General features: G+C 59.8%; 9 protein-coding genes. 2 read left to right on the top strand and 7 right to left on the bottom strand.

Annotation, left to right across the window (positions count from 1 at the left end):
- Positions 1-19 precede the first annotated feature (19 nt).
- Positions 20-1306 carry a phosphate regulon sensor histidine kinase PhoR gene (gene phoR / locus C2E19_RS00485; RefSeq protein ID WP_256661319.1) on the top strand — a complete coding sequence of 429 codons (1287 nt, stop codon included), beginning with the start codon at positions 20-22 and terminating at the stop codon, positions 1304-1306.
- A 110-nt stretch (positions 1307-1416) separates the two neighbouring features.
- Positions 1417-2757 carry a hemolysin family protein gene (locus tag C2E19_RS00490; protein ID WP_129386672.1) on the top strand — a complete coding sequence of 447 codons (1341 nt, stop codon included), beginning with the start codon at positions 1417-1419 and terminating at the stop codon, positions 2755-2757.
- A 124-nt stretch (positions 2758-2881) separates the two neighbouring features.
- Here the strand turns inward: C2E19_RS00490 and C2E19_RS00495 are convergent, their stop codons facing one another.
- The 7 genes from C2E19_RS00495 to C2E19_RS00525 form a co-directional block, all read right to left on the bottom strand.
- Complete coding sequence (locus C2E19_RS00495; RefSeq protein ID WP_129386677.1) at positions 2882-3778, bottom strand: M23 family metallopeptidase; 897 nt, start codon at positions 3776-3778, stop codon at positions 2882-2884.
- Positions 3779-3964: 186 nt separating this feature from the next.
- The gene (locus tag C2E19_RS00500; protein ID WP_129386680.1) at positions 3965-4921 is read right to left on the bottom strand and encodes a response regulator; all 957 of its coding nucleotides are present in this window, start codon (positions 4919-4921) and stop codon (positions 3965-3967) included.
- A gap of 199 nt (positions 4922-5120) precedes the next feature.
- Positions 5121-5882: a phosphate signaling complex protein PhoU gene (gene phoU / locus C2E19_RS00505; RefSeq protein ID WP_007954334.1), complete on the bottom strand. Its 762-nt coding sequence runs from the start codon at positions 5880-5882 to the stop codon at positions 5121-5123.
- A 122-nt stretch (positions 5883-6004) separates the two neighbouring features.
- On the bottom strand, positions 6005-6838 hold the full coding sequence (gene pstB / locus C2E19_RS00510) for a phosphate ABC transporter ATP-binding protein PstB (protein WP_129386683.1): 834 nt from the start codon (positions 6836-6838) through the stop codon (positions 6005-6007).
- Between the two features lie 162 nt (positions 6839-7000).
- Positions 7001-8671: a phosphate ABC transporter permease PstA gene (pstA, locus tag C2E19_RS00515; protein WP_129386685.1), complete on the bottom strand. Its 1671-nt coding sequence runs from the start codon at positions 8669-8671 to the stop codon at positions 7001-7003.
- A 16-nt stretch (positions 8672-8687) separates the two neighbouring features.
- The gene (locus C2E19_RS00520; protein ID WP_174823954.1) at positions 8688-10721 is read right to left on the bottom strand and encodes an ABC transporter permease subunit; all 2034 of its coding nucleotides are present in this window, start codon (positions 10719-10721) and stop codon (positions 8688-8690) included.
- Between the two features lie 537 nt (positions 10722-11258).
- Positions 11259-12260: a phosphate ABC transporter substrate-binding protein PstS gene (locus C2E19_RS00525; RefSeq protein ID WP_065258236.1), complete on the bottom strand. Its 1002-nt coding sequence runs from the start codon at positions 12258-12260 to the stop codon at positions 11259-11261.
- Positions 12261-12293: the final 33 nt, after the last annotated feature.

The following is a 12293-nucleotide window of genomic DNA, read 5'->3' on the forward strand; positions in this document are numbered from 1 at the left end:
TGGCACCCTGATTCGCCACATGCTGTTGCTGGTCACCGCCTGCCTGGTGATCGGCCTGATCACCGGCTATTACGGCTGGAGCCTCGCGGCGGGCCTGGGGATTTATCTGGGCTGGACGCTCAAGCAATTGCTGCGCCTGCACGAATGGCTGCGCCAGCACCAACCCGACGAAGCACCGCCCGACGGCTATGGCCTGTGGGGCGAGGTGTTCGACAGCATCTACCATCTGCAACGCCGTGATCAACGGGTGCGCGGGCGGCTGCAAGCGGTGATCGACCGGGTTCAGGAATCCACCGCAGCGCTGAAAGATGCGGTGATCATGCTCGACAGCGACGGCAATCTGGAATGGTGGAACCGTGCTGCCGAAACCCTGCTCGGTCTGAAGACCCCGCAGGACAGTGGCCAACCGGTGACCAACCTGGTGCGCCATCCGCGCTTCAAGGAATACTTTGAGCAGGAAAGCTACGCCGAACCGCTGGAAATCCCCTCGCCAACCAACGATCGCGTGCGCATTCAGCTGTACCTGACCCGCTACGGCAACAACGAACACTTGATGCTGGTGCGTGACGTCACGCGGATTCATCAACTGGAACAGATGCGCAAAGACTTCATTGCCAACGTCTCCCACGAATTGCGCACGCCGTTGACGGTGATTTGCGGTTATCTGGAAACCCTGCTCGACAACGTCGAAGAGGTGAATCCACGCTGGAGCCGCGCCCTGCAGCAGATGCAACAACAGGGCGGGCGCATGCAGACGCTGCTCAACGACCTGTTGCTGCTGGCGAAACTGGAAGCCACCGATTACCCGTCGGACAACCAGCCAGTGCAGGTCGATACGCTGTTGCAATCGATCAAAAGCGACGCGCAGCAATTGTCCGCTTCGAAAAATCAGCGCATCACCCTCGAAGCCGATGCCGGGCTACTGCTCAAGGGCAGCGAGGCGGAGTTGCGCAGTGCATTTTCCAATCTGGTTTTCAATGCGGTGAAGTACACCCCGGCCGAGGGCAACATCCGCATTCGCTGGTGGGGCGACGATCAGGGTGCACACCTCAGCGTGCAGGATTCCGGAATCGGCATCGACAGCAAACACTTGCCGCGCCTGACCGAACGCTTCTATCGCGTCGACTCCAGCCGCAACTCCAACACTGGCGGCACCGGCCTCGGTCTGGCCATCGTCAAACACGTGTTGCTGCGCCACCGCGCGCGGATGGAGATCAGCAGCGTGCCCGGTCACGGCAGCACGTTCACCTGCCATTTTGCCCCGGCGCAAGTGGCCAGCGTACGGGCGATCAGCGCCGCTGAGTAATGTCGCACTAGGCAATCGCCAGGTCAGCCGCTACATTGGCTGACTTGTGCCTGCCTTTCAGGCGCGACTTTCACCTCTTTTGAATCACACGGAACCCGCAAAACTCCATCATGGACCCTTCCCCTGGCTTGTCCCTCGCAACAATATTCGCCGATTTCGGCATGATCCTTTTTGCTCTGATCCTGGTTTTGCTCAACGGCTTTTTCGTTGCGGCGGAATTCGCCATGGTCAAACTGCGCTCGACCCGGGTCGAGGCCATCGCTGACAAAAACGGCTGGCGCGGGCACATCCTGCGCACCGTACACAGTCAGCTCGATGCGTACCTCTCGGCGTGTCAGCTGGGTATCACCCTCGCCTCCCTCGGCCTCGGCTGGGTCGGTGAACCGGCCTTCGCGCACATTCTCGAGCCGCTGCTCAGCGCGGTCGGCGTGCAGTCGCCGGAGATCGTCAAAGGCGTGTCGTTCTTCACCGCGTTCTTCATCATTTCGTACCTGCACATCGTGGTCGGCGAGCTGGCTCCGAAGTCGTGGGCGATCCGCAAACCCGAGCTGCTGTCGCTGTGGACGGCGGTGCCGCTGTACCTGTTCTACTGGGCGATGTACCCGGCGATCTACCTGCTCAACGCCAGCGCCAACGCGATTCTGCGTATCGCCGGTCAAGGTGAGCCAGGCCCGCACCATGAACACCATTACAGCCGTGAAGAACTGAAACTGATCCTGCACTCCAGCCGTGGCCAGGATCCGAGCGATCAGGGCATGCGCGTGCTGGCGTCGGCGGTGGAAATGGGCGAGCTGGAAGTGGTCGACTGGGCCAACTCCCGTGAAGACTTGATCACGCTTGAATTCAACGCGCCGTTGAAAGAAATCCTGGCGATGTTCCGTCGCCACAAGTTCAGCCGTTATCCGGTGTACGACAGCGAGCGCCAGGAGTTCGTCGGCCTGCTGCACATCAAGGATCTGCTGCTGGAACTGGCCGCGCTGGACCACATTCCCGAGTCGTTCAACCTCGCTGAACTGACCCGCCCGCTGGAGCGCGTGTCGCGGCATATGCCGCTGTCGCAGTTGCTCGAGCAGTTCCGCAAGGGCGGCTCGCACTTCGCCGTGGTCGAGGAAGCTGACGGCAACATCATCGGCTACCTGACCATGGAAGACGTGCTGGAAGTGCTGGTCGGTGACATTCAGGACGAACACCGCAAGGCTGAGCGCGGGATCCTCGCTTATCAGCCGGGCAAGCTCTTGGTGCGGGGCGACACGCCGCTGTTCAAGGTTGAACGCCTGCTGGGCATCGACCTCGATCACATCGAAGCGGAAACCCTCGCCGGGCTGATCTACGAAACCCTGAAGCGGGTGCCGGAAGAGGAAGAAGTGCTGGAAGTCGAAGGCTTGCGGATCATCATCAAGAAGATGAAAGGGCCGAAGATTGTACTGGCCAAGGTGTTGATGCTCGATTGAGTGCAATGCGGGAACCGCGTTGCCTGCTTAAAAGATCGCAGCCTGCGGCAGCTCCTACAGGGGATCGCATTCCAATGTAGGAGCTGCCGAAGGTTCGGGCCGCGATCGGACGATCTTTTGCTTTTTACTGTTTGCCCAACGCAAAGTTGGGCAACGCCCCCAGTGGCTGGTTGAACTGATACGGAATCGACACCAGCCCCGCGCCGCTGTTGCGCTGCACCACAAAGTGCAGGTGCGGTCCGCTGCTGTTGCCGGTGTTGCCGGACAGCGCCAGCGGACTGCCGACCACCACTCGCTGCCCTTCGCGTACGCTCACCGAACCTTGCTTGAGGTGCAGGTACACGCCCATCGTGCCGTCGTCATGCAGCACCCGCACGAAATTGCCGGAGGCATCGCTGCCGCGCCCGCTCTGTGAGTTCTCGGTCTTGACCACCACCCCCGCCCGCGCGGCAATGATCGGCGTGCCCACCGGCATGGCGATGTCCATCGCGTACTTGTTCTTCGGCCCGTAGTGGCTGTACTGGCCGTTGGCGCCCTGACTCAGGCGGAACGGCCCGCCACGCCATGGCAGCGGATAGCGATAGCCCTGCGCGGCGCCAGCGGGGTCGCCGAGGGAATACTGGAACTGCGGCGTATACACCAGCGGCTGGCCACCGGAAACCGCCGTGAGCAGCGCCAACCGCGTATTGCTGCGCGCCGGCAACACCCGGCGAATCGTCTGAGTCGGCGCGCCACGCACATTGCTCATGCCGGTAAACGCCAGTGCAATCTCGACCGGCGCATACAGATCGTTGCGCACAAACACCACATCGGTACCCTTCTGCTTCTTGATGTCGAGGTACACCTGGCGATCAAGGCGTTCGACCATGCGGTCTTGAAAGACGAACACCGCCGCACCTTTGCTCGGCCGGTCGCTGTACGAGACCACGCCGTTGGCATCGGTGGATTTGTAGATAGTCATGGCCACAGCCGAGGTGGAGGCCATGAAGAGACCACAGAAGAACATCAGGCGCGCGAGCATGGGCAAGAGTCTGTCGAAGTAAGGCCTGAGAGAGAGCCTAGCAGTTGAGACAGACCAGGGTAGTCGGCAGATGTTTCAATTTGCCCAGCGCACAAAGCAAAAGATCGCAGCCTTCGGCAGCTCCTACAGGGAAATGCATTCCAATGTAGGAGCTGCCGCAGGCTGCGATCTTTTCACAGACGCCGGTTACGCGCCCGGAACGAAGTGCTTCTGCGCCGTGCCGCGAGCGATCAGGCGGGAGATGTAGTCGAGTTTCTGCGCGTCCTGGTCGACAAAACGAAACGTCAGCTGCAACCAGTCGCTGTCCGGTTTCGGTTCAAACGCGACCACAGCATGCAGGTAGCCGTTGAGGCGGGCGATTTCCGCGTTGTCGCCCTGCTCCAGATCGAGCACGGCACTGTCGAGGATCTGCGGCAGGGTGTCGGTGCGTTTCACCACCAGCAACGCTTCCTTGATGCTCAGGGCCTTGATCACGCATTGCTGCGTACCGCTTGGCAGACGCAATTGGCCTTGGCCACGACCGCTTGCCGGAGCCGACGAGGCAACGGGGGCCTTGACCGGTGGGCTGTTGAGCAAACCACGCGATGCCGCAGCGGCTGGCGCTGGCGGCGCAGCAATTGGCTTGGCAAACGGGTTGACCGCTACCGCTGCTGGCGCGCCACCAACCACGGCAGGCTTGCCGCCAGTCAATGCACTCAGCGAATCGTTGCCGAACGCCGAGTTCATCTTGGTCGGCGCGCTGTTCATCAGGGTGTCGAGCTTGCCAACCTTGTTCAGCGCCTGCTTGACCTTGGTCAGCAGTTGCTCGTTGGTGAACGGCTTGCTGACGTAGCCGGAAACGCCGGCCTGAATCGCCTGCACGACGTTTTCCTTGTCGCCCCGGCTGGTGACCATGACGAATGGCATGGTCTTGAGGTTGTCTTGTTCACGGCACCAGGTCAGCAGTTCAAGACCGGACATTTCCGGCATTTCCCAGTCGCACAGGACCAGGTCGAACGCTTCCCTGGCCAGCATGGCCTGAGCCTTTTTGCCGTTGACGGCGTCCTCGGTGCGGATCCCCGGGAAGTAATTACGCAGGCACTTTTTCACCAGGTCACGAATGAACGAAGCATCGTCCACGACCAACACACTGATCTTGCTCATCCAACACCCCTATTAAAATCCCGGCAAGCATAACGCTGGCTGATGGCACATTGCCAAAACTCTTCAGTCACGCCGGGACTTTTCGTTCGCGGGTGCTGCTTTAATTCGCTTTTTAACTCGCTTTTTAATTCGAATCTGCCCATGAAAAGCACAAACAAAAACGCCCGGCCAAAGGGCCGGGCGCTTTTCTCAGGCAATCTTACTTATCGTCAGCATCGCCCGGAACATTAGCGGTTTCGCCGCTTGTGCCTTCAACTTCTTCCTTCATGCGCTTGAGGCCCATGTGGCGCACGTCGGTACCGCGTACCAGATAGATGACCAACTCGGAGATATTGCGCGCGTGGTCGCCAATGCGTTCCAGCGAACGCAGCACCCAAATGATGCTCAAGACCCGCGAGATAGAGCGCGGGTCTTCCATCATGTAAGTCGCCAGCTCACGTAGCGCGGTCTTGTATTCGCGGTCGATGATCTTGTCGTATTGCGCCACCGACAACGCCAGATCGGCGTCGAAACGGGCGAATGCGTCCAGCGCATCGCGAACCATGTTGCGCACCTGGTCGCCAATATGGCGAACCTCGACGTAACCGCGTGGCGCCTCACCTTCCTCGCACAGCTGAATCGCGCGACGGGCAATCTTGGTCGCTTCGTCGCCGATGCGCTCCAGGTCGATCACCGACTTGGAGATGCTGATGATCAGACGCAAATCGGACGCCGCCGGCTGACGACGGGCGAGAATGCGCAGGCATTCTTCGTCGATGTTGCGTTCCATCTGGTTGATCTGGTCGTCGATCTCACGCACCTGCTGAGCCAGACCGGAGTCGGCCTCGATCAGCGCGGTCACCGCGTCATTGACCTGCTTCTCGACCAGTCCACCCATGGCCAGGAGGTGGCTGCGCACTTCCTCAAGCTCAGCGTTGAACTGCGCGGAGATGTGATGAGTGAGGCCTTCCTTAGAAATCATTGTGTTCGCTCCGCAAAAGCTTTAACCAAGAGCTGCAAGCTACAAGCTGCAAGCTGAAATTTGTCGTTACGCTGAACCGCTTTGACTTGCCGCTCGCAGCTTGAAGCTCGCGGCTGCTTCAATCAGCCATAACGACCGGTGATGTAGTCTTCGGTCTGCTTCTTCGCCGGATTGGTGAACAGGGTATCGGTATCGCCGAATTCCACCAGTTTGCCCATGTACATGAACGCCGTGTAGTCGGACACCCGCGCGGCCTGCTGCATGTTGTGCGTAACGATGACGATGGTGAACTTGGATTTCAGCTCGTAGATCAGCTCTTCGACTTTCAGCGTCGAGATCGGGTCGAGGGCCGAGCACGGTTCGTCGAGCAGCAGCACTTCCGGCTCAACCGCGATGGTTCGGGCGATCACCAGACGTTGCTGCTGACCACCGGACAGGCCGAGTGCCGATTCGTGCAAGCGGTCTTTGACTTCGTCCCACAGCGCCGCGCCTTTCAACGCCCACTCGACTGCTTCGTCAAGGATGCGTTTCTTGTTGATGCCCTGAATGCGCAGGCCGTAGACCACGTTTTCATAGATGGTTTTCGGAAACGGGTTGGGCTTCTGGAACACCATGCCGACGCGACGACGCAGTTCGGCAACGTCCTCGCCTTTGCGATAGATGTTGTTGCCGTACAGATTGATCGCGCCTTCGACGCGGCAACCGTCAACCAGATCGTTCATGCGGTTGAAGGTGCGCAGCAGCGTGGACTTACCGCAGCCGGACGGGCCGATGAAGGCAGTCACGCGCTGTTTCGGAATGTTCATGCTGACGTCGAACAGCGCTTGTTTCTCGCCGTAGTACAGGCTCAGTCCGGGTACTTCGATGGCCACGGTTTCCTGCGCCAGGTTGAGGCTCTGCTTGTCGCGGCCCAGGGCAGACATGTTGATGCCGTGGGTATGTGTTTCGTGCTGCATGGGAGGCTCCCTGTGCGAACAAATTCGGTTCGGTTAGCCGCGTGGTGCGGCTGTACTCAATCTATTGTGGGAGCGGGCTTGCTCGCGAAGGCGGAGTGTCAGGCGAAGAATGGGGGTCTGATACACCGCCTTCGCGAGCAAGCCCGCTCCCACATTGGTTAATCAGCTATCCAGTGCTTTGTATTTTTCACGCAGGTGGTTGCGGATATACACCGCCGACAGGTTCAACGTGGCGATCACCAGCACCAGCAGCAGCGCCGTGGCGTACACCAGCGGGCGGGCCGCTTCGACGTTCGGGCTCTGGAAGCCGACGTCATAAATGTGGAAGCCCAGGTGCATGATCTTCTGGTCCAGGTGCAGGTACGGGTAGTTGCCGTCCACCGGCAGCGACGGCGCCAGTTTCACTACACCCACCAGCATCAGCGGCGCCACTTCACCGGCGGCGCGAGCCACGGCGAGGATCATGCCGGTCATCATCGCCGGGCTGGCCATCGGAATCACGATCTTCCAAAGGGTTTCAGCCTTGGTCGCGCCAAGGGCCAGCGAGCCTTCACGTACGGTGCGTGGAATACGTGCCAGACCTTCCTCGGTCGCCACGATCACTACCGGCACCGCCAGCAGTGCCAGGGTCAGCGAGGCCCAGAGCAAACCCGGTGTACCGAAGGTCGGTGCCGGTAGTGCTTCCGGGAAGAACAAGCGGTCGACCGAACCACCCAGCACGTAAACGAAGAAGCCCAGACCGAACACGCCGTAAACGATCGCCGGAACACCGGCGAGGTTGTTCACCGCGATACGGATGATCCGCGTCAGGGTGTTCTGCTTGGCGTATTCACGCAGGTACACCGCTGCCAGCACGCCGAACGGAGTGACGATCATCGCCATGATCAGGGTCATCATCACGGTGCCGAAGATTGCCGGGAAGATCCCGCCTTCGGTGTTCGCTTCACGCGGGTCGTCGGAGAGGAATTCCCAGATCTTGCCGAAGTAGAAACCGACCTTGGTAAAGGTGCTCATCGCGTTCGGCTGGTAAGCGTGAACCACTTTGCCCAGACCGATTTCAATCTCTTTTCCGTTGGCATCGCGAGCAGTCAACGCATCGCGGTTGAACTGTGCATGCAAGTCAGACAGACGTGCTTCGATGTCCTGATAACGTGCATTCAGCTCGGCACGCTCGGATTCCATGTCCGCTTGCGCGGTGGCGTCGAGCTTGCCTTCCAGTTCCAGTTTGCGACCGTGCAGACGGATGCGTTCCAGCCCTGCGTTGATCGCACCGATGTCGGTTTTTTCCAGCGATTTGAGTTGTGCAGCCAGACCATTCACGCGGTTGATCCGCGCCTGCAGCTCAGGCCAGGCAGCCTCGCCCTCGGCGATGACTTTGCCGTCCTGTTTGACGTTGACCAGATAGCCGTAGAAGTTGCCCCACTCGCGACGTTCGATCGCCATCAATTCTGGCGGCGTGGTCTGGTTGGTCAGCCACTCGCCGACGATCCAGGTGAAGTCATTACCGTTCAAATCACGGTTGCCGACCTTGATCAGCTCGCGGGTCATGAATTCCGGGCCAACGTCAGGCACCGGCAAACCGGCGCTCTTCAGACGGGCACGGGGCACTTCTTCTTTCTGCACCACTTCACCGATCACCAGGTGATTGGCTTGGCCCGGTACGTCGTAGTTGGCGTGGATCAGGTCCGCCGGCCAGAAGTGACCCAGACCGCGTACGGCAATCACTGCCAGCAGGCCAATGGTCATGATGACCGCGATGGACACCGCGCCACCGCTGATCCAGACGCCCGGGGCGCCGCTCTTGAACCATCCTTTCAGGGAGTTCTGTTTCACAGACTTCTACCTTTGCTTAAAGCGACGAGTATTTCTTGCGCAGACGCTGACGAATCAGTTCTGCCAGGGTGTTCATGACGAAGGTGAACAACAGCAACACCAGCGCCGAGAGGAACAGCACGCGGTAGTGGCTGCCGCCGACTTCCGACTCGGGCATTTCCACCGCAACGTTGGCAGCCAGGGTGCGCAGACCTTCGAACAGGTTCATTTCCATGACCGGGGTGTTACCGGTGGCCATCAACACGATCATGGTTTCGCCGACCGCACGGCCCATGCCGATCATCAGCGCCGAGAAGATTCCCGGACTGGCGGTCAGGATCACCACGCGGGTCATGGTCTGCCACGGTGTGGCACCGAGGGCCAGCGAACCGAGGGTCAGGCCGCGTGGCACGCTGAACACGGCGTCCTCAGCGATCGAGTAGATGTTCGGGATCACCGCAAAGCCCATGGCCAGACCGACCACCAGTGCGTTGCGCTGGTCGTAGGTGATGCCGAGGTCGTGGGAGATCCACATGCGCATGTCACCGCCGAAGAACCAGTTCTCCATGAACGGGCTCATGTACAACGAGAGCCAGCCCACGAACAGGATCACTGGAATCAGCAGCGCACTTTCCCAACCGTCCGGGACTTTCAGGCGGATCGATTCAGGCAGGCGGCTGAAGGTGAAACCGGCGACCAGAATGCCGATCGGCAGCAACATCAGCAGGCTGAAAATGCCCGGCAGATGCCCTTCGACATATGGCGCCAAGAACAGGCCAGCGAAGAAACCGAGGATCACCGTCGGCATCGCTTCCATCAGCTCGATCACCGGTTTGACCTTGCGACGCATGCCCGGGGCCATGAAGTAGGCGGTGTAGATCGCCGCGGCGACGGCCAGTGGCGCGGCCAGCAGCATCGCGTAGAACGCCGCTTTCAGGGTGCCGAAGGTCAGTGGCGAGAGGCTCAGTTTCGGTTCGAAATCGGTGTTGGCGGCGGTCGATTGCCAGACGTATTTAGGCTCGTCGTAGTTCTCGTACCAGACCTTGCTCCACAGCGCGCTCCACGAGACTTCCGGGTGCGGGTTGTCGAGCAGCAGCGGTTGCAGCTTGCCGCCGGCTTCGACGATCACGCGGTTGGCGCGCGGCGACAGGCCGAAGACGCCTTGGCCATCGACCACCTGATCAACCAGCAACGTGCGGTGCGCAGTGCTGTGGAACACGCCGAGCTTGCCGCTGGCATCGAGGGCGAGGAAGCCTTTGCGACGCTCTTCGGCGGTGATTTCAACGATTGGCGTGGTGCCCATCTGGAAGGTGCGGATCTGCTTCAAACGCAGTTCGCCGTCGGTGTCGCGGGCCATGAACCACTGGGCCAGACCACCCTTGGAGTCACCGACAATCAGCGAGATGCCACCGACCAGTTGCGTGGTTGCGGTGACTTCGGCGTCAGCGTTTTCCAGCAGTTTGTAGCGACCATTGAGGCTCTTGTCGCGCAGGCTGAACACATCGGCCTGGGCACGACCGTTGATCACGTACAGCCATTGCTGGCGCGGGTCGACGAAGATGTTTTTCACCGGTTCGGTCATTTGCGGCAGATCGATACGCTTCTGCTCGTTGGTGACTTCACCGGTCATCATGTTTTCTTCGCTGCTCAACGACAACACGTTGAGTTGCGAACCGGTCGAGCCGACCAGAATCAAGGTGGTGTCGGTGGCGTTGAGGCTGACGTGTTCCAGCGCACCGCCGCTTTCGTTCAGCGCGATCGGCGTGTTGCCGTACGGATATTCAACCGCCGGGGTGATGGTCTTCTTGCCATCGGGGTAGCTGACTTTATAAGTGTGACGGAACACCAGCGCCTGACCGTTGGACAGGCCCACCGCCACCAGCGGATGGCCTGGCTGGTCTTCACCAATCGAGGTCACGGTTGCACCCGCTGGCACTGGCAGATCGACGCGCTTCAGTTCAGCGCCACTGTCGATATCAAAGAACAGCGCCTGGCCTTTGTCGGAAACGCGCATGGCCACCTGATTCTGCTCTTCGAGCGAAATCATCAGTGGCTTGCCGGCGTCCTGCATCCACGCGGGGGTGATGGCATCTTTCGCGCTCAGGTCGGCACCTTTGAACAGCGGCGCAACCACGTAGGCGAGAAAGAAGAAGATCAGGGTGATGGCCGCCAGCACCGCGAGACCGCCAACGAGGACGTACCAGCGGGTGAAGCGATCCTTGAGCGCGCGGATGCGGCGCTTGCGTTGCAGCTCAGGCGTATTGAAATCAATGCGCTTGGGAGGGGAAGTCGTAGTCATTGGGGAATTGGCCAGATCATTCATGCGCACACCCTAGCGATCCTGTATGACAGAAAGATGACAATGCAGTGACGCACCAAATCCACCGCCAGCGGGTACTGGAGGAGGATCAAAGAATTCGAAGGTTCGCGGTGTCCGTGGGACCTGTACGGAACCGTTTGAAACCTGTGTAGGAGCTGACGAGGGCACCGAGGCTGCGATCTTTTGATCTTGCAGTCAGAGGCCAGATCAAAAGATCGCAGCCTCGTTTCACTCGTCAGCTCCTACAGGGGTTCCGGCAGATCCGGGGGTTAGCCCGGATCTACGGTGTTACTTCTTTGCGACTTCAGCGCCGCCTTCTTGCAGACCCAGGTCAGCCAGTGCTTTTGCAGCAACCTTGGCTGGCAGCGGGATGTAGCCGTCTTTCACCACAACTTCCTGGCCCTGTTTCGACAGCACCAGCTTCACGAACTCAGCTTCCAGCGGGGCCAGAGGCTTGTTCGGGGCTTTGTTGACGTAAACGTAGAGGAAACGCGACAGCGGGTACTTGCCGTTCAGGGCGTTTTCTTCGGTGTCTTCGATGAAGTCAGTGCTGCCCTTCTTCGACAGCGCAACGGTTTTCACGCTAGCGGTCTTGTAGCCGATGCCCGAGTAACCGATGCCGTTCAGCGAGGAGCTGATCGACTGCACTACCGACGCCGAACCTGGTTGTTCGTTGACGTTTGGTTTGTAGTCGCCTTTGCACAGGGCTTCTTCTTTGAAGTAGCCGTAGGTACCGGATACCGAGTTACGGCCGAACAGCTGAACTGGCTTGTTGGCCAGGTCGCCGGTCACGCCCAGGTCGCCCCAGGTTTTCACGTCGGCTTTGGCACCGCACAGACGGGTCGACGAGAAGATCGCATCAACCTGTTCCATGGTCAGGTGCTGGATCGGGTTGTCCTTGTGTACGAAGACAGCCAAGGCGTCCACAGCAACCGGAATAGCGGTTGGCTTGTAGCCGTACTTCTGCTCGAAGGCCGCCAGTTCGGTGTCCTTCATCTTGCGGCTCATCGGGCCCAGGTTGGAGGTGCCTTCAGTCAGCGCAGGTGGCGCAGTGGCGGAGCCAGCGGCCTGAATCTGGATGTTTACGTTCGGGTATTCTTTTTTGTAGTTCTCAGCCCAGAGGGTCATGAGGTTGGCGAGGGTATCGGAGCCGACGCTGGACAGGTTGCCCGACACACCAGTGGTCTTGGTGTAGCTCGGGATCGACGGGTCAACAGCGGCGAACGCGTTGGCGGTCGCAACGCCAGCAGCGACAAAAGTCATTGCCGCCATCAAACGCTTCAGTTTCATGCCTTACTCCTAGCAGATAGGGTGTGTTAAGTC

Source organism: Pseudomonas sp. DTU12.3 (assembly GCF_004124275.1).
Classification (GTDB): Bacteria; Pseudomonadota; Gammaproteobacteria; order Pseudomonadales; family Pseudomonadaceae; genus Aquipseudomonas; species Aquipseudomonas helmanticensis.